Annotated in this window: 17 protein-coding genes; 7 read left to right on the forward strand and 10 right to left on the reverse strand. The window is 69.0% G+C overall.

What is annotated here, in order from left to right; genetic code table 11:
• The first annotated feature begins 122 nt into the window (after positions 1-122).
• Entirely contained in the window at positions 123-3404 is a 3282-nt protein-coding gene (locus AB0P21_RS19500; protein ID WP_363698366.1) for a S8 family serine peptidase, read from the forward strand.
• A 62-nt stretch (positions 3405-3466) separates the two neighbouring features.
• On the opposite strand, the gene AB0P21_RS19505 is transcribed toward AB0P21_RS19500, so the two are convergent.
• Positions 3467-4459: a malate dehydrogenase gene (locus AB0P21_RS19505; RefSeq protein WP_363698368.1), complete on the reverse strand. Its 993-nt coding sequence runs from the start codon at positions 4457-4459 to the stop codon at positions 3467-3469.
• Positions 4460-4632: 173 nt separating this feature from the next.
• Here AB0P21_RS19505 and AB0P21_RS19510 point away from each other — a divergent pair, with 173 nt between their 5' ends.
• Genes AB0P21_RS19510 through AB0P21_RS19525 form a run of 4 tightly spaced genes read left to right on the forward strand, consistent with a single transcriptional unit; the run spans position 4633 to position 8887 of the window.
• On the forward strand, positions 4633-5772 hold the full coding sequence (locus AB0P21_RS19510) for a glycerophosphodiester phosphodiesterase (protein WP_363698369.1): 1140 nt from the start codon (positions 4633-4635) through the stop codon (positions 5770-5772).
• 21 nt (positions 5773-5793) lie between these two features.
• Positions 5794-6600 carry a fused MFS/spermidine synthase gene (locus AB0P21_RS19515; RefSeq protein WP_363698371.1) on the forward strand — a complete coding sequence of 269 codons (807 nt, stop codon included), beginning with the start codon at positions 5794-5796 and terminating at the stop codon, positions 6598-6600.
• Positions 6601-6655: 55 nt separating this feature from the next.
• Complete coding sequence (locus AB0P21_RS19520; protein WP_363698373.1) at positions 6656-7519, forward strand: MOSC N-terminal beta barrel domain-containing protein; 864 nt, start codon at positions 6656-6658, stop codon at positions 7517-7519.
• A 33-nt stretch (positions 7520-7552) separates the two neighbouring features.
• Entirely contained in the window at positions 7553-8887 is a 1335-nt protein-coding gene (locus AB0P21_RS19525) for a M1 family metallopeptidase (RefSeq protein ID WP_363698375.1), read from the forward strand.
• Here AB0P21_RS19525 and AB0P21_RS19530 read toward each other — a convergent pair.
• From AB0P21_RS19530 to AB0P21_RS19560, 7 genes are all read right to left on the reverse strand, one after another.
• Positions 8884-9351: a lamin tail domain-containing protein gene (locus AB0P21_RS19530; RefSeq protein ID WP_363698376.1), complete on the reverse strand. Its 468-nt coding sequence runs from the start codon at positions 9349-9351 to the stop codon at positions 8884-8886. The two genes, AB0P21_RS19525 and AB0P21_RS19530, sit on opposite strands and share 4 nt — an antisense overlap.
• A gap of 139 nt (positions 9352-9490) precedes the next feature.
• Positions 9491-9751 carry a hypothetical protein gene (locus AB0P21_RS19535; RefSeq protein ID WP_363698377.1) on the reverse strand — a complete coding sequence of 87 codons (261 nt, stop codon included), beginning with the start codon at positions 9749-9751 and terminating at the stop codon, positions 9491-9493.
• A gap of 100 nt (positions 9752-9851) precedes the next feature.
• Entirely contained in the window at positions 9852-10766 is a 915-nt protein-coding gene (locus AB0P21_RS19540) for a hypothetical protein (protein WP_363698378.1), read from the reverse strand.
• Between the two features lie 181 nt (positions 10767-10947).
• Positions 10948-11916 carry a CAP domain-containing protein gene (locus tag AB0P21_RS19545; RefSeq protein ID WP_363698380.1) on the reverse strand — a complete coding sequence of 323 codons (969 nt, stop codon included), beginning with the start codon at positions 11914-11916 and terminating at the stop codon, positions 10948-10950.
• A gap of 172 nt (positions 11917-12088) precedes the next feature.
• Positions 12089-12964 (reverse strand): CAP domain-containing protein, encoded by an 876-nt coding sequence (locus tag AB0P21_RS19550; protein WP_363698382.1) that lies wholly within the window; start codon positions 12962-12964, stop codon positions 12089-12091.
• Positions 12965-13116: 152 nt separating this feature from the next.
• Positions 13117-13776 (reverse strand): GNAT family N-acetyltransferase, encoded by a 660-nt coding sequence (locus AB0P21_RS19555; protein WP_363698384.1) that lies wholly within the window; start codon positions 13774-13776, stop codon positions 13117-13119.
• 104 nt (positions 13777-13880) lie between these two features.
• On the reverse strand, positions 13881-15005 hold the full coding sequence (locus AB0P21_RS19560; protein ID WP_363698386.1) for a GNAT family N-acetyltransferase: 1125 nt from the start codon (positions 15003-15005) through the stop codon (positions 13881-13883).
• Between the two features lie 110 nt (positions 15006-15115).
• On the opposite strand from AB0P21_RS19560, the gene AB0P21_RS19565 reads away from it, so the two are divergent.
• A complete protein-coding gene (locus AB0P21_RS19565) occupies positions 15116-15931 on the forward strand; it encodes a DeoR/GlpR family DNA-binding transcription regulator (protein WP_363698388.1) in 816 nt (271 codons plus the stop codon).
• 20 nt (positions 15932-15951) lie between these two features.
• Positions 15952-17172, forward strand: coding sequence for an MFS transporter (locus AB0P21_RS19570; RefSeq protein WP_363698390.1), 1221 nt, complete (start codon positions 15952-15954; stop codon positions 17170-17172).
• Here AB0P21_RS19570 and galK read toward each other — a convergent pair.
• A complete protein-coding gene (gene galK, locus AB0P21_RS19575) occupies positions 17128-18258 on the reverse strand; it encodes a galactokinase (RefSeq protein ID WP_363698392.1) in 1131 nt (376 codons plus the stop codon). The two genes, AB0P21_RS19570 and galK, sit on opposite strands and share 45 nt — an antisense overlap.
• A complete protein-coding gene (gene galT, locus AB0P21_RS19580) occupies positions 18255-19304 on the reverse strand; it encodes a galactose-1-phosphate uridylyltransferase (RefSeq protein WP_363698394.1) in 1050 nt (349 codons plus the stop codon). The genes galK and galT overlap by 4 nt, the downstream gene beginning before the upstream one ends.
• Between the last annotated feature and the right edge of the window lie 133 nt (positions 19305-19437).

A 19437-nucleotide genomic window follows, 5' to 3' on the forward strand; every position in this document is an offset into this window, starting at 1 on the left:
GGCGATCCCGGAACCTGCTTCTGCGTTCCCGGACAGCCCGATCGTGCAACCCGGCGGCGAGGTCGTGTCGTTCAGGTGATGTGCAGTGAGGCCAATCCCGGCAACCTTTGGAGGAGCCCATCGTGGTTTTCAGCTCGAGATCGAGGCGTTTCGGCCTGCCCGCCGTCGCCTCCCTGGTGATCGTGGGCCTCGGCCTGTCCGCTGTCGGCAGCCAGGCCCAGGCAGTGCCGGCGGACCAAGTGACGGTCAACGCAACCCGCAATGCAGCCGGTATGCCGGCCGACGTCCGCGTCACTCTGATCACCGGTGACCGGGTGACCCTGCTGGGCGGCGACCCCGGCAAGGCGACCGTCGAGCCCGGTCCCGGCCGGGAGAAGGTCGGGTTCAACACCTACCGGACCAAGCAGGCGTCGTACGTGATCCCGGCCGACGTCCGGTTGCAGCTCGCGACCGGGCAGCTGGATCGCCGGCTGTTCGACGTCGCCGGGCTGATCAAGGCGGGGTACGACGACAAGGCGAGCAGCGCCATCCCGCTGCTGATCACCTACCAGAACAAGGCGAAACGCTTCGCCGCTGTCAAGGTGGCGAAGGAGAACGCGACCAAGTTCCTGACCGGGACAGCACTCAACAGCAAAGCCCAGGCGGCGAGCGGGATCAGCAAGATTTGGCTGGACGGCAAACGCGAACTGCTGCTCGACCAGTCGGTGCCACAGATCGGTGCCCCGGCCGCATGGCAGGCGGGCTACACCGGCAAGGGATCCACCGTCGCCGTCCTGGACAGTGGGATCGACGCGACCCACCCGGACCTGGCGACTCAGGTGGCCGGGGCCAAGAACTTCACCGGTGAATCGGCCGGGGACCTGGTCGGCCACGGCACCCATGTGGCCTCGACGATCGCGGGCACCGGCGCCGCGTCAGGCGGCAAGTACAAGGGCGTCGCGCCGGACGCGAAGCTGTACGACGGCAAGATCTGCGAGGTCCGGGGCTGCGCGGAGTCCGCGATCCTGGCCGGGATGGAGTGGGCCGCCAACGAGGTCAAGGCGAACATCGTCAACCTCAGTATCGGCGGCCGGAACACCCCCGAGATCGACCCGATCGAGGAAGCCGTGAACCGGCTGACCGCGAGCACCGGCACGCTGTTCGTGATCGCGGCCGGCAACAGCGGCCAGTTCGGGGCGAACTCGATCGAGTCGCCGGGCAGTGCCGAGGCGGCGCTGACGGTCGGTGCGGTGGACAAGCAGGACCGGTTGGCCGGGTTTTCCAGCCGCGGACCCGGCCTCGGGGTCAGCGGGATCAAGCCCGATGTCACCGCGCCGGGCGTGGACATCGTGGCGGCGAAGTCGAAGGACTCCTCGATCGGAAACCCGGTCGGTGATCAGTACCTGAAGCTCTCCGGTACGTCGATGGCGACCCCGCACACCGCGGGCGCGGCGGCGTTGCTGGTGCAGCAACACCCGTCCTGGAGGGCCTCCGAACTCAAGGGCACGTTGACGGGATCGGCGAAAACGGCCGCCGGGCAGACGGTGTACGAGCAAGGGGCCGGCCGGATCGACCTCACCCAGGCCATCAAGCAGTCGGTGATCGCCGAGCCGGGCTCGGTCTCCTTCGGAGTCGCTTCCTACCCGCACACCGACGACGTGCCGGTGACCAAGGGCGTGACCTACCGCAACCTCGGCGACCAGCCGGTAACGCTGGCGCTGACCGCTTCGTTCAGCACGGCCGACGGCACGGGGGCGCCGGCTGGTGCTCTGACACTGAGCGCGACCTCGGTGACTGTGCCGGCCGGTGGTACGGCGTCGGTCCAGGCGATCTCGAACACCAAGCACAGCGGGCCGGACGGCGTGTACGCCGGCCGGATCATCGCGACCGCCACCGGCGCCACGGTCGCGGTGCCGGTGTCAGTGACCAAGGAAGGTGAGACCTACACACTGACGGTCAAGCCGATCCGCGCGGACGGAACCCCTGACGACCAAGGGCCGGTCGTGCTGGTCGGTGTCGACAACCTGACCTTCGAGAACATCTACGACCCCAGTGGCACCATCCAGGTGCGGCTGCCGAAGGGGGAGTACCTGCTGGACGACTTCCAGGAGTTCGCGGTCACCGAGGAGGACTACCGGTTCTACAAGCTGGTTGCTCCGCAGGTGCGGCTCACCTCGGACCAGACGGTCGTTCTGGACGCACGCAAGGCCAAGCCGGTCACCACCTCGGTCCCGAACCCTAAGGCCGAGCAGGCCAACAGTGACGTCGGCTTCGACCGCTACGGTTCCGCCCAGGACTACTTCACCGGTGCCCTCAACTTCAGCTTCGGCCGCGAACTGCTGACCCACAGCACCGGACCGAAGCTGCGCACCGACGAACTGACCGGGCACGTCGTTTCGCAGTGGGGCGTGCGCGGCGAGGACGGATTCTTCTCGAACACGCCCTACCTGTACGGCATCGCGAACTACCAGCCGGGTGAGTTCGTCACCGGGTTCAACCGCGCGGTCCAGGGCAAGGACCTGGCGGTGGTCGACCAGACGATGAACGCCACCACGGGGCAGCGGATGCAGAAGACGATCAGACCTGTGATGCCCGGGGTCGGTGGGGTTTTCGTCCGGGTGATCCACGTCGACCAGCCCAGGACGATCCGGTACTACCTCGACCAGGTGCCGGGCGGCTGGATCGGTGACCTGGTCGAACCAGCCGAGGACCACTCGCCGTTCGGTCTGTCCCAGCTCACCGGTGCGGCGGTGAAGTACCGGGCCGGCCGGACCTACCGGGAGCGCTGGAACGCCGCGTCCTTCGGGCCGGCGATCGGTACGCTCGGGCGGCTCGAGGGCCGGTTGTCCGTCGCGATCGGCAAGCACGGCGATGCCGATGGGCACTTCGGGATCGAACGGACCGACTCCGCCGGCAGCACGCTCTACCGGGACGGCGAGCAGGTGGCCACCTCGGGCGACTTCGGGTCGGTGTTCGCGGAAGGACTGCCGGCCGGCAAGGCGGCGTACAAGCTGGTCACCACCGGGACACGGGCCGATACGGCGTACTCGGGGCGGACCGACCTGACACTGACCTTCAGCTCGGCGGCGACCGCGCAGCAGACGGTCTTGCCGGCGCGCACAGTGCGGTATCAGCCGACGGTGGACAGCCGGAACACGGTGAGGCGAACCACACGGACCGTGCTGCCGTTGGTGCTGGACGGGACGCCGGGCGCCAAGCTGCCGGCGGTCAAGAAGGTTGCCGTGCAGGTGTCGGGCGATGACGGCAAGACCTGGAAGCCGGCGACCGTCGTACGGTCCGGGACAGGTTACAAAGCCCTGTTCACAACACCTTCCGGGACGACGGTGTCGTTGCGGGCGCAGGTCGTCGACGTGGCCGGGAACAGCACCGATCAGACGGTGATCGGCGCGTATCCGCTGCGCTGATCCACCCGGAAACAGAAATCCCCGGGCGCACGGGCCCGGGGGTTTCTGTTTGCTGCGAAAGGTCAGCCGAGCAGGCCGAGCGCCTGGACGGCGTCGCGCTCCTCGCCGAGCTCCTTGGTGCTGGCGTCGATCCGGGCGCGGGAGAACTCGTTGATCTCCAGGCCCTGGACGATCTCGTAGTCGCCGTTCTTGGTGGTCACCGGGAAGGACGAGATGAGACCCTCCGGTACGCCGTACGAACCGTCGGAGACGACGGCCATCGACAGCCAGTCGCCGTCGGCCGAGCCGCCCAGCCAGTCGCGCGCGTGGTCGATGGTGGCGGCCGCCGCGGAGGCGGCCGAGGAGGCGCCGCGGGCCTCGATGATCGCCGCGCCGCGCTTCTGCACGGTCGGGATGAAGTCGCTCTCCAGCCAGTTCTGGTCGTTGACGACCTCGGCCGCGTTCTTGCCGGCCACCTCGGCGTGGAAGATGTCCGGGTACTGGGTGGCGCTGTGGTTGCCCCAGATGGTCAGCTTCTTCAGGTCGGTGACGTGCGTGCCGGTCTTCTTGGCCAGCTGCGCCAGCGCCCGGTTGTGGTCCAGCCGGGTCAGCGCGGAGAACCGCTCGGCCGGGATGTCCTTGGCGTTACTGCGGGCGATCAGCGCGTTGGTGTTGGCCGGGTTGCCGGTGACGGTGATCCGGATGTCGTCGGCGGCGTGGTCGTTCAGCGCCTTGCCCTGGACGGTGAAGATCGCGCCGTTGGCCTCGAGCAGGTCACCGCGCTCCATCCCCTTGGTCCGCGGCCGCGCGCCGACCAGCAGCGCGACGTTGGCGCCGTCGAAGATGACGTTCGGGTCGTCGCCGATCTCGACCCCGGCCAGCGTCGGGAAGGCGGAGTCGTCGAGCTCCATCACGACCCCCTCGAGCGCCTTCAGCGCCGGGGTGATCTCCAGCAGCCGCAGCTCGACCGGCGTGTCCGGCCCGAGCAGCGCGCCGCTCGCGATCCGGAACAGCAGGCTGTATCCGATCTGACCGGCAGCACCGGTGACGGCCACCTTGACGGGTGATTTGCTCACGACACGCTCCTCTAAGGATTCAACGACGGACTCCCTTCGGACGCTAGCAAGTCCGGCCCGCGCAGGCGACGGTGGGTCAGGTGATCCACACCACCCGTTCACCGCCCGGACGCACCCCCGCCTTCCGCGGGCCCGATGGTTTGGGCAGTCCCTGACTTGTAAGGAGAATTCCGATGGTTTCGGTGCTGTCCCGCCGGTTCGTCCCGGTCGCCGCCTCCGCACTGGCGGTCGCCGCCGCGGTCCTCGTCCCGCAGGTGTCCGACACGTCCCGCGACACGACCGCCGCTGCTTCCCAGGTGGCGTCCAGCAAGCACGACGACTTCGTCATCGTCGGGCACCGGGGTGCCTCCGGCTACCGGCCCGAGCACACGCTGGCGTCGTACGAGCTGGCTGCCCGGATGGGCGCCGACTTCATCGAGCCCGACCTGGTGACCACCAAGGACCACGTCCTGGTGACCCGGCACGAGCCCGAGATCGGCGGTACGACGGACGTCGCCGCGCACCCGGAGTTCGCCGCCCGGAAGAAGACCAAGGTGCTCGACGGCACCCCGCTGACCGGCTGGTTCACCGAGGACTTCACCCTCAAGGAGCTGAAGACGCTCCGCGCGAAGGAGCGGATCCCGGCGCTGCGCCAGCACAACACCGTCTTCGACGGGCACTACCAGATCCCGACCCTGCAGGAGGTCATCGATCTGACCAAGCGGCTGTCCCGCGAGCTCGACCGCCCGATCGGGATCTACCCCGAGACCAAGCACCCGACGTACTTCCAGCAGCAGGGTCTCGCGCTGGAGCCGGAGCTGGTGAAGACGCTGACCCGCAACAACCTCAACCGCCGGGACGCCAAGGTGTTCGTCCAGTCGTTCGAGGTCGCCAACCTGAAGGCGCTGCACAACCAGTTGCGGGTCCCGCTGGTGCAGCTGACCAGTTCGGCGGGTGCGCCGTACGACTTCGTCGCGAGCGGCGACAAGCGCACGTACGCCGATGTGGTCTCCGCCAAGGGGCTGCGCGAGGTCGCCACGTACGCCGCCGGCGTCGGTCCGTCCAAGGACCAAGTGATCCCGCTCGACGCGACCGGCAAGCTCGGTACGCCGACCGCGCTGGTCCGTGACGCGCACCAGGCCGGGCTGGTCGTGCACCCGTACACGTTCCGGGTCGAGAACAACTTCCTGCCGGCCAACTTCGACAGCTCGACCGTCGCGGCGGACTCGGGCAACCTGTTCGGTGAGATCGCGGCGTACCGGGCGGCGGGCATCGACGGCCTGTTCTCCGACAACCCGGACATCGCGGTCGCTGCCGAGGCGGAGGACAAGTAGCCCTGCTGGCAGGATGACGGGGTGGAACGCAAGGTAGCCAGTGGGACCGCGACCGTCGAGGCCGAAGCGGACGGCACCTTCGTGCTGCGGGTCGACGGCTCGCTGCAGTCCCAGGTCGACCTCGCCGACCCCACCCATCTCGGGTTCGAGTACGTCCGCCGGATCGGGGACGTACTCGACCTGGTGGCGGCGCGCAAGCAGCCGATCTCGGTCGTGCACGTCGGCGGCGCCGGGCTGACCCTGGCCCGGTACGTCGCGGTCACCCGGCCGCGCTCCCGGCAGATCGTGCTCGAGCCGGACGAGGACCTGACCGAGTTCGTCCGGGAGACGCTGCCGCTGCCGAAGCGCGCCGGGATCAAGGTCCGCGGTGTCACCGGTCGCGAGGGCATCACCAGCCTGTACGACGACTCCACCGACGTCGTGATCGTCGACGCCTTCGTCCGCGAGGCGGTCCCGGCCAATCTGGTGACCACCGAGTTCGTCGCGCAGTGCGCCCGGATCCTGCGGCCCGCCGGGGTGCTGGTCTTCAACCTGATCGACGGGACCGCCGGGCTGGGCTTCGTTCGCCGGGTCGCTGCGACCCTGCGTGCCGGTCTCGGTGACGGTGTGGTGCTGGCCGAGCGCAAAGTGCTGCGTGGCAAGGGTTTCGGCAACGTCGTACTGGTCGGGTCGCCGCAGCCGGTGCCGGAGCTGACGCCGGTCGGCCGGCGCGCGCAACCGCCGTACGAGGTGGTGCCGCTGGCCGAGCTCGCGGGCAAGGCGGCTCCGCTCACCGATGCCGAGGGATTCGCCTCCCCGGCGGCACCGGCCGGGACTTTCGGCCGCTGACAAATCAGTGTCAGCTTTGGCCCCGTGAGGGCCCGGCGGCAGGTAACTTGACTGGGTGTCTGCTGCCAGGATCGCCGCGCTGAACTACTACCCGGTGAAGGGTCTCGCCGGGGTGTCGGTCGAGCGCGCCGACGTGATCGCCACCGGCCTGCGGCACGACCGGAGTTTCATGCTGGTCAACCCCGACGGCACCTTCATCAGTCAGCGCACCACGCCCGCGATGGCGCCGCTGCGGGTCGAGGTGCTCGCCGACGGTGACGCGCTCAAGCTCTCCGCGGACGGCGCGCAGGACCTCGAAGTCCAGGTCGCGTACGACGGGAAGCGGCGCGACGTGAGCCTGTTCGCCAAGTGGTTCGGGGTCGGCGTGGTGCAGGATCCCGCCGCCGACGAGTGGTTCTCCGAGCGGCTCGGGCGGCCGGTCGAGCTGGTCCGGGTGACGCCGGAGCACGAGCGTCCCGGCTGGGGTGTGCACGAGGGTCTGACCGGCTTCGGCGACGCCCACGCGCTGCTGATCACGTCGCTGTCCTCGCTCGACGGGCTCAACGGGCGGATCGTCGAGACCGGCGCCGACCCGATCCCGATGAACCGCTTCCGGGCCAATCTCGTCGTCGAAGGCTGGCCGGAGCCACACACCGAGGATCGCGTACTGCGTGCCTCGGCCGGCGGGCTCGAGTTCGGTTACGCCGCCCGCGCCATCCGCTGCGCCGTACCGACGGTCGATCAGGCGACGGGGGAGAAGCGTGGTCCCGAGCCGACCCGCACGCTGGCGAAGTACCGGCGGCAGCCCGACTACGGCGGCGGCGTCAGTTTCGGGATGAAGGCGGCCGTGCTGACCCCGGGCGTTGTCACGGTCGGCGATGAGATCTTGGTACACGACTGGCTCCCGGAAGGCCCGGATCCCGCCCCCTCCGCCCGCTAGCGTTGATGGCTCCACGAACCCTGGGGAGTCGCCGTGCGCCGCATCGTTGTCCTCCTGCTCGCCAGTCTGCTGCTGCCGTTCGGCTTCGCTGATGTTGCTCAAGGCAAGCAAACCGTGGTCCGCGGACCGGGGCAAGCGCAGTACGACGTAGAGCTGACCAGCGACGCGACCGCCCGGACCTGGACCGGCCGGCAGCGGATCGCCTTCGTGAACACGACAGGCAAGCCGCTGGCCGAGATCTACCTGCGGCTCTGGGGCAACGCGTGGGACGGCTGCACGGCGCCGGTGAAGGTCAGCAAGTTCGAGGGCGGCACGCCGGGGACGTTGACGGTCAACTGCACCGCGCTGAAGGTGACGCTGACCAAGAAACTTGCCCCAGGCAAGCGTTCGGCGATCGCGTTCGATCTGGCAATGACCGCGCCGGAGCGGCTGGAACGGTTCGGCCGGGCCGGTGCGCACAGCTTCTTCGGCAACGCGCTGCCGGTGCTGGCGGTGCACGACTGGGCCGGCTGGCATCTCGAACCGGATCTGAACCTGGGGGAGAGCTACTACACGCTCGCCGCCGACTTCGCCGTTCGGCTGCGGCACCCGGCCGCGGTGCAGATCCCGGCGACCGGAGTCACCTCGACCTCGGGTGAGGGCAAGGGCAAGACGGTCACGACGACCAGTATCGCCAAGCAGGTCAGGGATTTCGCCTTCGCGGCCGGGCCGTTCAAGCAGTCCGTGGTGACATCGCCGGGTGGGGTGAAGGTGCGCACCTGGTGGACCGGCACCGTGACGGCGGCCGCGGTCGTCGATGCCCGGACCAAGGGCGTCGCGGCGATCGACGACTTCAGCCGGCGCTTCGGCCAGTACCCGTACGGCGAGGTCGACCTGGTGCTGAACGACAAATGGGTGTCGTTCAGCGGGATGGAGTATCCGGGCTACGTGCTGCTGATCGCGCCGCCCAGCGAAGAGGGTCCGGTCGTGCACGAACTGGCGCACCAGTGGTGGTACGGGATCGTCGGCAACAACGAGTACGCCGACCCATGGCTGGACGAGGCGTTCGCGACGTACGCGTCGTATCTGCACTGGGGTGACGCGCAACCCGACTGCTGGCCGGGCCAGCTCGATGTGCGGATCACCAACGACACCGGCTTCTGGAAGAAGTACGGCCCCGGCTGGAGCCAGTACGTCTACACGTACGGCGCCTGCATGCTGGCCGACCTGCAGCGCTACATCGGCACTCCCGCGATGGAGAGGCTGATGAAGGGCTACGCCAAGTCCCACTGGTACGGCGTATCGACCCCCGGCGACCTCAAGTCGGCCGCCGAGGCCGCCACCCCGAAGGACCTGGCGCCCTTCTGGACGTCACACCAGATGTACTAGCAGGCGACTCGCGAGCGACCGGCCAGCGCCTTGTAGGAACAGGTGTCGAAGACCTTGCCGGCCGGGGTGATGAACCGGGCGGTGTCGCCGGTGTTGTTCCAGATGTAGTTGCCCTGGTTCCAGTACAGGGTGACCGCGGTGTTGCGGTTCTTGCCGGTCCGGATGATCGCCGTCGTCCGGCCCTTGAGCACGTAGCCACGCGGGAAGACGAAGGTGTGGTTCTTGACGTCCTTGACCATGAAGCCGGCCAGGTTGACCGGACGGGTGCTCAGGTTGCGGATGGTGAAGAACTCGGTGTTGAGGTGCGCGTTGGTCCGGGTGTCGGTGCCCGGCGCGTCGTACTGGATCCCGGACAGCACCACCGTGCTGGCCGCCATCGCGGGCAGCGGCATCGCGAGACCTGCGACAGCGGTGAGTGCGCTGGCGACGGCGGCGATGGGCAGGCTGAAGCGACGTACGAACATGGATTTCCTCCCGGCTGTGGGCCGATTCCCCCCGGCCCGATGAACTGCTGACTGCCGGATTCCCCCCGGCGCCCCGAACGTTATTGTCACCCTCCGTGGCCGTCAAGGGCCAAGGGCACTCAGAGTGACAACGCTTTGCTCAGACCAGGGTGAGCAGGATGTAGAGCACCGGCGCGGAGAAGGTCAGCAGCAGGATCCAGGCCATCATCTTGTGCCCCGGTTTGGCCCGGTCCAGCGACGAGGCGAAGAACACCACGGCGCCTTCCTCGGTGTGCCGGCTCAGCCCCATCCGGCGGGCGTCCTCCGGCCGGGGATCGGGCCGCTCGTCGGCCTGGGCATCCGGCGGGATGCCGAACAGCGCAGGCCGGGCCGGTTCGAGATCGTCGCGCTCGCCGTACATCCGGCCTCCCCGCACAGGTGGGTGGAGGCTCAAGCTAACCCCGCCCCCGGAGCCGACTCAAGCACCTCGCCCAATCGTCCCACCCCGAACCAGGGAACAGCTACCTGAAGTCGACCACCCAGGCGACCCGGGTCTTGGTGGTGCAGGCCACCAGTGGGCAGAGCAGGCCGACCTTCCGGTCGGATGTGCCCTTGCCGACGCCCAGTTCGTGCAGGCCGCAGTTGAACAGGGTGCCGGCACTCGCGCTCTTCAGCTTGGTGAAGGCCGCCTTCGCCGTCACGTCGTCGCCGCCGGTAGCGGCCATCGACGAGGAGTTGTCGGAGACGTCACCGCTCTTGGCCCGGGTCTTCGCATCCTGCCGGGCGCCACCGGTGAGATCGCTGTCGCGCTGCAGGGGCGCGCAACCGCGCTCGGCCCGGGCGTTGTCGACCAGCGTGAACAGCTCGACCTCGGCGCCCGACATGCTGCCGTCGTCGCTGGGCGGCGGCGGGGTGGTGGTGCTCGGCGTACTCGATGGAGTGCTGCTCGGCGAGTGCGTCGGCTCCGGGGTCTGGCCACCTGGAGTCTGGCTGGCTGGGTTCTGCGGTGCCTGGGTGGCGTCAGGGCTGTCGGTCGGACCGCTGGTGGGCTGGTCCGTCGAACCGTCGGTCGGTGCCGCGGTCGGCGCATCCGTGGGGGTCGTGGTCGGGTTCCTGCCCGGGACGCTCGGGGTCGCGGTCGGCTTCGGCGTACCGGTGGTCGGGGCCGGGGTGGGCGTGCTGCCTGGAATCGTTGCCGTCGGGGTCGCCACGATCGGGGTGGTCGAGGTCTGCAGGTAGGTGTCGTCGTCCCGGGTGACGTACGGGACCGAAGCCTCGGCCTGGTTGGACTGCGGCTGGTGCAGCAGGATCCAGGAGATCGGCGTGATCACCAGGATGACGGTGCCGATCGCGACGGCGGTCCGGCGGACCCGGGATTGCGGCCGGGGTGCGCGGGTACTGCGACGTCGGCGTCCGGCGGCTGGGCGGGGTGACATTAAGAAACTTGTTCCCTTCACGGTCCAAGACGTGCCTCTACGTCTTGCCGGCAACTGACATGGCAAAGCGGATCTACCCGGCGGCATCAGCCGGCAACCGGGCAACCGTTGTCGTTCGCGCACAGTGCCTGTCGCGAATGCGGTGCCCGGCCGACAATGCCAACCGGGGGACGACCTGCGGTCAGTCGCGGCCGAAGTCCTGGACCCAGCTGCCCGGGCCCCAGTCCGGCTTGACCTGGCCCGGGTCGTAGCCGATGCCGATCTTGGTGAACTTGCAGTTCAGGATGTTCTTGCGGTGGCCTTCGCTGTTCAGCCACGCGGTGACGACCTTCTGCGCGCTGCTGTAGCCGGCCGCGATGTTCTCGCCCCAGCCGTTGCCGTGCCAGCCGGCCTTGGCCATCCGGTCGCCAGCGCTCTGGCCGTCCGGGTTGGTGTGGTCCATGTAGTGCCGGCGGACCATGTCGGAGGCGTGCGAACCGGCGGCCTCGACCAGGCTGTCGTCCAGCTTCAGCGGGCGGCAACCCTGGCTGCGCCGGGCCTCGTTGGTGAGGTCGAGCACCTCGCGCTCCTGCGCGTTCGTGCCGCCGCCACCCGGAGGCGGCGGCGGGTTGTCCGGCGTCGGCTCGGTGGTCGGGGTCTTGGTCGGCGTCTTCGTCGGAGCGCTCGGCTGGGTCGACGGCTTCGCGATCGGCTTGCCGTGCCCGCTGGCGGTCTTCGGTCCGCCGGTCGGCGTCACGGTGACCGTCTCGACCCCACCGGCCGGGTCGGTGCTGACCACAGTGGTCGGTACGCCGGGAGTGACCGGCGTGCTGGCGCTGGAGGTCGACGCGGCCGACCCCAGGGCCGGCGTACCGGTGGTGGCGATGAGCGTCGTCTGTCCGTTCGGCAGGGTCTTGGTGACCGTGATCTTGACCTTGCCGGGGCCGGTGCTCGCGCCCTCGACCGCGGCCGGGCCGGAGTTGTCCTCGGCAACATTGAGGACCTTGGTGTCGTCTTGAGCGACAGTTGATCCGTCCCGGGCCGACATCACCCAGACCACGGGTCCGATGGCGAGTAGCACGGACAGGGCACTGACGATCGGGCCGATCAGGCCTCGGCGTCGGGGTGCTTTTCTGCTGCGGTGCCGCCCAGGGGTAGGCGAGTCCGTCATGGGTGGGCGAGTCCTCTTCAGTTCGTCGTACTACCGGAAGTCCGTCGATTCCCCGTGCGTTCGAAGCCAGGCCCCCCTGGATACCGAACAGTGACCTTAACCGACACGCAAGGTCACCGTTACGGTTCAAACAAACGTCTTAACGAATCCCTGAGGTTCGCCGGCTGTCCGGTCAGCCGCCGAAGTCCTGGACCCAGGATCCGTTGCCCCAGTCGGACTTCACCTGGCCGGCGTCGTAGCCGATCCCGATCATCGTGTAGTCGCAGTTCAGGATGTTCTTGCGGTGGCCCTCGCTCTTCATCCAGCCGTCCACCACGGCCGCCGCGCTCTTGTAGCCGACGGCAATGTTCTCGGCCATCGCGCCGCCCTTGAAACCGGCCGCCTTCATCCGGGTGAACGGCGAACGGCCGTCCTGGCTGTTGTGGTCGAAGTAGTGGTGCACGACCATGTCCGTCGCGTGCAGGTCGGCGGCCTTGGTCAGCGCGCTGTTGGTGCGCAGCGGTCCGCAGCCGGCCCTGGCGCGCTCGTTGTTGGTCAGCTGCAGCACCTGCGCCTCGGCGCCACCGCTCGGTGCCGGCGGCTTGGTCGTCGGCGGCTTGGTGGTCGGCTTCGGGGTCGCGGTGTGGCTCGGCCTCGGCGTCGGCTTGGTCGACGGCTTGGGCGAGCGGGTGCCCTGACGGCTCGGCTCGGTGGTCTTCGACCGGGTCGGGGTCGGCGTCGGGGTGGCCGAAGGCTTCTTGGTCGGCGTCGGTGTCGCGGAAGGCGTGGCCGACGGCGTCGGCGTGACCACCGGAGTACTGACGTCGTCCGTGGGCGTCACCATCGGCTCGTCGGTGCTGCTGGTCCGGACGGTCAGCGGCTGGTCCTGGCTGGTCGCCTTCGAGTCGTCGTCACGGGTCACGTACCAGCCGGTGCCGGCCAGCAGACCGAGGACGGCGACCGCGCCCAGGATCGGGCCGGCCACTCCGCGCTGCTGCTTGCGGCGTCCGTGCGACCGCGGTGGTTCAGGTGACTGTGCAGAGAAGGGATCGTTTGGTCCGTCGTTCATCTGAGCTGAAAAGCCTCTCGTCGTCCTGCGTCGATCCCCGTGATCCCCAGGTCGTTGCGGCACGGACGCTAGCGGATCTGATCGCGGACCACGACCCCTTGGGGCATAGGTCACCCCCGCATTGACGAACCTTTTACCAGCGGGCGCTTCGGCTAGGAGCGAGCGATGACGATGTCGGCGATGACCTTCCAGCCAAGGCTGCGGTAGAGCCGGAGGCCGTCGATGGAGGCGATCAGGATGCCGCGCTTGGCGCCTTGCGCGGCAGCGGTCTCCACCAGCGAGGCCATCACCGCGCTGCCCAGACCGCGGCGCCGGTGGGCCGGATCGGTCTCGATCCGGTCGGCGACGGCGTCCAGCCCGACGACGGCCATCCGGCCGCTCGAGACCACGCCGCCGTGCAGGGTCGCCCGGGTGATGATCAGATCGTCCTCGAACTCGGTGTGCAGCGCGTAGCGCTCGTTCAGCTTGAGCGCGGGCTGCTCGGACAGCTGGATGGTCATCAGCCAGTCCTGGTCGCGCTGGACCTCCAGCCCGAGATCCTCCAGCTGCTCGATCCGCGCCTCCCGGTCGTCGGTGGCGAGCGTGACCCATCCGGCGCCGCGCTCGCTGCCCGCGGCGATGGCCAGCTCGGCGGCGCGCTCGACGCGCTCGGGTTTGTCGTCGGCGTCCAGGACGACGTACTCCATCGCGCGGTTCCCCTCGCCCGCGCGGACGGTCAAGATCCCGTCGTTGTCATCCTCGACTGTGGTCCAGCCCCGCGATACAGACCACCCGGCCTGCCAACGGCGGACGAGTTCCTCACGATCTCTCACTCGTCGATTCAACCAGTCAGAACCGTTCGGGGCGAGGGGAAGATGTGTCGTCTGTCACCATCTGGTCGCGGAAAGGCGAATTCGTTACCCAGGGAAACGACTTTTCACGCTCGGGAGTCGGTGATCAGCAGGTCGAAGGTGTGCTGATCGCGGAACACACCTTCGCGCCCCGGGGTGGCCGCGCGTTCCCGCCCGGTCCGGGTGAAGCCGTTGACCTCGGCAACACGCTGCGACGCCCGGTTGCCCTCGGCAGCGAACAGCACCAGCCGCCGCCGGCCCAGGCCACCTTCCTGCACCGGCGTGAAGGCGTGACCGATCACGGCCCGTACCGCGGCCGACATCACTCCCCGGCCACGTGCGTCCGGGTGCGCCCAGTAACCGATCTCGCCCATCGTCGCGTCGATCCGGTTCTTCAGGTCGAAGACGCTCACGCAGCCGAGCAGGTCGTCGGTGTCCGGATCGGCGATCGCCCAGGAGACACCCTCACCGCTCGCCAGGTTTTCCCATCGGCTGTCGATGAATCCTTCCGCATCGTCCAACTGGTAGGGATTCGGGAGCCCGGCCAACCACTCCTGCGTCCGTCCGTCGGCACAAGCCTCGGCGACCCGCTTGCTGTCCGTACTGCGTAACGCGCGCAGCCGGACCGTATCGGTCTCGATCACCGGCACCCGCCACCAGTTGCCCTGCGGCTCCAGCGCTTCCTCGCGGGCGACCGACGCGACCCACTCGTCCCGCCGGACACCGCGCTGCACCCCGCCGGCTGGAATCGCTACCAGATTCCGGAAGCCGCACTTCCAGGCGACCCGCCGGGAGCCCCAGTTGCCGACGTACGCCCGCCAGACCACCCGGTCCCAGCCCTGCTCGAACGCGTAGCCGACGGCCAGGCGCAGTGCTCCGGTCATCACTCCGTTGCCGCGGGCCCACGGCGCCACCGCGAACCCGACCTCGCCGATGTTGCCGTCCTGCGGGCGCAGGTCGATGGTGCCCGCGTAGCGTCCGTCGTACTCGATCGCCCAGGCCCAGGAGTTGCCCGCGCGCCAGCCGGCCGGGACCAGCTCGGTCAGGTACTGCTCGGCGTGCTGCCACTCGTAGGGCACCGGGATCGTGGTCCAGCGCTGCATCTCGGCGTCCTGGCAGACCTCGTACGCCGGCTGGATATCGGCCGCCGTGTGGGCACGCAGCGTGACGACGCCGGTGGTCAGGGTGGGAACGTCATCGGGGAAGCGCATGGTTCAGCCTGACAAGCAGTGACCGCGGCGGCAATCCTATTTCGGCTTCCGGCACACAAACCAACAGATTCCGACTGCGATCGAGCAGCCCAGACCTTAGGCTGTCGACTGTGAACGTCACCGGAGCAGCCGAACCGTCCCGCGGCCGGGGCGGCCAGCTGGCCGCCCAGCGGCAGGCCACGATCGTTGCTGAGGTCAACAGCCGCGGCGCGATCACGGTCGCCGAGCTGGTCGAGCGCTTCGGCGTCTCCGACATGACGATCCGGCGCGACCTGGACGCCCTCGACTCCAGCGGGCTGCTGCACAAGGTGCACGGCGGGGCCACCTCGGTCGGCCTGCGCAGCGCGCACGAGCCGGGCTTCGACGCCAAGCTGACCCAGGAGTCCGCCGCCAAGCAGGCGATCGCGATCGAGGCCGCGAGCCGGGTGCAGCCGGACAGCGCGATCGGGATCGGCGCCGGGACCACGACGTACGCGCTCGCCCGGCAACTGCTCCGGGTGGAGAACCTGACCGTCGTCACCAACTCGGCCCGGATCGCCGACGTCTTCCACGGCAACGGCCGCTCCGACCGCACCGTCGTGCTGATCGGCGGCATCCGCACGCCGTCCGACGCGCTGGTCGGCCCGATCGCCACCGCCGCCCTGCAGTCGCTGCACCTGGACCTGCTCTTCCTGGGTGCCCATGGCGTCGACGCGGAGCACGGTCTCAGCACCCCGAACCTGATGGAGGCGGAGACCAACCGCTCCTTCATCGCCGCCAGCCGCCAGGTGGTCCTGGTCGCCGACCACACCAAGTGGGGCACCATCGGGCTGAGCACCTTCGCCACCTGGTCCGACCTGGACCTGGTCATCACCGACTCCGGCCTCCCGCAGGCAGCGCGGAAGTCGATGCGAGAAACAGGCAGCGAACTAATCATCGCCTCGTGACCTCAGGTACTACGGCTCCTTTGGGAAGACCGTTCTGGGTGATGTGGTGTGCAGGAGCAGTTTCCTTCGTCGGCGACGGCATCACCTTCGGCGCCCTCCCACTCCTGGCCGCCTCCTTCACCCGCGACCCCCGCATCGTGTCTCTGAGCGAGGCAGTGGCAGGCGCAGGCTGGCTGCTCCTCGGCCTGGTCTCCGGCGTGATGGTCGACCGCTGGCGCCGTACCACGACCATGTGGATCGTCGACGCCTTCCGAGCGGTCCTGGCCGGCCTCCTCGCGACCCTGATCATCGCCGGCCTGGCGAACATCCCGATCCTGCTGATCGCCGGCTTCGCCCTCGGCCTGCTGGCGCCGTTCTTCGACAACGCCGCCTCCGTGATCGTGCCCGACCTGGTCGCCGGCGAAGCCCTCGAACGCGCCAACGGCTACCAGCAGGTCTCCCTGCTCCTGCTCGCCAGCTTGATCGGCCCACCACTCGGCGCCGCCCTCTTCGTCGTCGACCACGGCCTCCCGATCCTGATCGACGCCGTCACCTTCGCCGTCGCCGCGGCACTGGTCTGGTCGATCAGGCACTCCACCCCGCCGCGCGAGAAGGCTTTCGACCGCCACCTCGGCCGCGAGCTCAAGGAGGGCCTGACCTACCTCTGGCAGCACAAACTCCTGCGCACGCTCTGCCTGCTCCTGCTGGTCCTCAACGCGGTCGGCACCGGCATCATCGCGATCCTGGTGCTCTACGTCCTCGAGGTGCTGGACCTCCCGGAAGCCGGCTTCGGCTGGCTGGTCGCGACGTACGCCGTCGGCGGCATCGCGGGTGGCCTGCTGGCACCGCGCTTCTCGCAGCGGATCCCGATGTCGGTCAGCGTGATCGCCTCGTCGCTGATCTCGGGCCTGGTGATCGTCGTCTTCGGCTTCGCGACCAACCTGGTCGTGGTGGCGATCGCCGTGATCGTCCTCGGCCTGGCCGGCACCTGGTGGAACGTCGTGACGATCACCCTCCGCCAACGCCTCGTCCCACCCGCGCTGCTGGGCCGGGTCACCTCCGTCTACCGGATGGTCGGCTTCTGCGCCGCGCCACTGGGCGCAGTACTGGCCGGCCTGATCGCCCACCGCACCAACCTCAGAATCCCGTACGTCGCGATGGGCGTGCTGCAAGTCGTCGCGACGCTCGCCTTCGCGCCGACCATCAAGCGGGAGCTGTCAAGAAACGCGGGAGGCGCCGGGGGAGGGAGTGGCGTCGAGTGAGGTCGGCTTGGTGAACCCGTGCTCGGCAAAGGCCTTCTCGATAGCAGCCAGTACTGCGCCGGTGGCGGACGCCTCGACCAGCGCGATGATGCAGCCGCCAAAGCCGCCGCCAGTCATCCGCGCACCCAAGGCCCCGGCGGCGAGCGCGGTGTCGACCGCCACGTCCAGTTCGGGCACGGTGATCTCGAAGTCGTCGCGCAGCGAGGCATGCGAGGCGGTGAAGAGCGGCCCGACGTCGCGGAGTCGCCCGTCGCGCATCAGGGCGACCGCGTCCTCGACCCGGCGGATCTCGGTGACGACGTGCCGCACCCGGCGGCGTACGACGTCGTCCGACAGCCGGGTCAGGGCGTCGTCCAGGTCCTCGAACGCGATCGACCGCAGCGCCGGTACGCCGAGCTCGGTCGCGGCTTGTTCGCAGGAGTTGCGGCGGGCGGCGTACTCGCCGTCGACGAGCCGGTGCGGCGCCTTCACGTCGATCACCAGCAGCGCGAGGTCGTCGGCCGCGGGGTCGAAGGGGATCTGGTCGGTCGACATCGCGCGGATGTCGAAGTACAGGGCGTGGCCGGCGGTGCAGCACATCGACGCCATCTGGTCCATCAGGCCGACCGGCGCTCCGACGTACTGGTTCTCGGCGCGCTGAGCCAGCCGCGCCACCTCGGCCGGATCGATCTCGATCCCGCGCAGCCCGAGCAGAGCAGAGGCGGTGGCGCACAGCAGCGCGGCGGACGACGACAGGCCGGCGCCGGACGGCAGGTCCGACTCGACCAGCAGATTGGCGCCGCCGATCTCGTACTCGTCCTGCAGCAGAACCCAGGCGGCACCGGCCGGGTACGCCGCCCAGTCCTTCACGGACCCGGGAGCCAGCGAGTCGAGCTCGACGGTGATCACCCCGTCCTGACCGGAGGACGCCACGGCGATCACACCGTCGGTCCGGGCCGCGGCGGTGATGGTGATCTGGTTCGGCAGCGCGATCGGCAGCACCAGGCCGTCGTTGTAGTCGGTGTGCTCGCCGATCAGGTTGACCCGGCCGGGCGCGCGCCAGACCCCGTCGGCCTCGACGCCGTAGACCTCCACGAACCTGCTCACGAGCCAACCTTCCGCAGCGTCTCGGCGACATCCTCGGGCAGCGTGTCGGAGATGAAGGCGCCCATCCCCGACTCCGAACCGGCCAGGTACTTGATCTTGTCCTGGGCCCGCCGGATCGACAACAGCTCCAGGTGCAGGTAGCCGAGCTCGCGGTCGACCCGGACCGGCGCCGGGTGCCAGGCCGCGATGTAGGGCAGGTCGTCGTCGTACTGGCCGTCGAAGCGGCCCAGCACGTCGAGGTACAGGTGGGTGAAGTCGTCGCGCTCTTCGCTGGTCAGCTCGGAGATGTCGGCGACCTGACGATGCGGGTAGAGGTGCACCTCGACCGGCCAGCGGGCGGCCTGCGGGACGAACGCGGTCCAGTTCGCGTTCTCCGCGACGATCCGGCGGCCGTCCTTGCGCTCGGCGGCCAGCACGTCGGCGAAGAGGTTGCTACCGGCAACTTCCTGGTGCTCCCGGGCGCGCGCCATCAGGGTTTTGATCCGCGGCGGCAGGAACGGGTAGCCGTAGATCTGGCCGTGCGGGTGGCTCAGCGTGACACCGATCTCACGGCCGCGGTTCTCGAACGCGAAGACGTACTCGATGTCGGGGCGGGCGCTCAGCTCCGCAGTACGGTCGGCCCAGGCCTCGACGACGAGCCGGGCCTGGCCCTGGGACAGCTGGGTGAACGACTGGTGGTGGTCACTGGTGAAGCAGACCACCTCGCAGCGGCCCGGTCCGGAGAAGGAGGGGAACCGGTTCTCGAAGACGGCCACGTTGTAGTCGTGGTCGGGGATCTCGGTCGCATTGCCGGGTTTGCTGGCGTCCAGCGGGCACTGGTCGGCCGGCGGCATGTAGGTCCGGGTGTTGCGGTGGGTAGCGAAGGTGATCGTGTCGCCGGTCAGCGGATCGATCCGGAACTCGGCCAGCGGCTTCGGCGCGGGCAGGCCGCGGCTGTCCTCGAGCGGCACCCGGACGGGCGCGTCGGCGGGGTCGTAGTAGAAGAGTTGCCGTCCGTCGGACAGAGTGGTGTCCGTCCGGCGGGCACCGCGAGGCGTGCTGTTCATGGTCCGACCTTCCGCTCAAGAGCCGAGAACTCGACACTCTCATTCACCAACCATCGTAAACCAACAATTTCGAACATGCATCGTTGGACCCGCCGCCGGTACTCTTGGCCGATGGACGTCGCCCTACGGTCGC

Source organism: Kribbella sp. NPDC056861 (assembly GCF_040687575.1).
Taxonomy (GTDB): domain Bacteria; phylum Actinomycetota; class Actinomycetes; order Propionibacteriales; family Kribbellaceae; genus Kribbella.

Bases quoted from the DNA above. Each gene is read 5' to 3' on its own strand.
- AB0P21_RS19560 (WP_363698386.1), bottom strand. From the start codon at position 15,005: ATGCGCTTCCCCGATGACGTTCCCACCCTGACCACCGGCGTCGTCACG.
- AB0P21_RS19530 (WP_363698376.1), bottom strand. From the start codon at position 9,351: ATGTTCGTACGTCGCTTCAGCCTGCCCATCGCCGCCGTCGCCAGCGCA.
- AB0P21_RS19535 (WP_363698377.1), bottom strand. From the start codon at position 9,751: ATGTACGGCGAGCGCGACGATCTCGAACCGGCCCGGCCTGCGCTGTTC.
- AB0P21_RS19540 (WP_363698378.1), bottom strand. From the start codon at position 10,766: ATGTCACCCCGCCCAGCCGCCGGACGCCGACGTCGCAGTACCCGCGCA.
- AB0P21_RS19550 (WP_363698382.1), bottom strand. From the start codon at position 12,964: ATGAACGACGGACCAAACGATCCCTTCTCTGCACAGTCACCTGAACCA.
- AB0P21_RS19510 (WP_363698369.1), top strand. From the start codon at position 4,633: ATGGTTTCGGTGCTGTCCCGCCGGTTCGTCCCGGTCGCCGCCTCCGCA.
- galT (WP_363698394.1), bottom strand. From the start codon at position 19,304: ATGAACAGCACGCCTCGCGGTGCCCGCCGGACGGACACCACTCTGTCC.
- AB0P21_RS19545 (WP_363698380.1), bottom strand. From the start codon at position 11,916: ATGACGGACTCGCCTACCCCTGGGCGGCACCGCAGCAGAAAAGCACCC.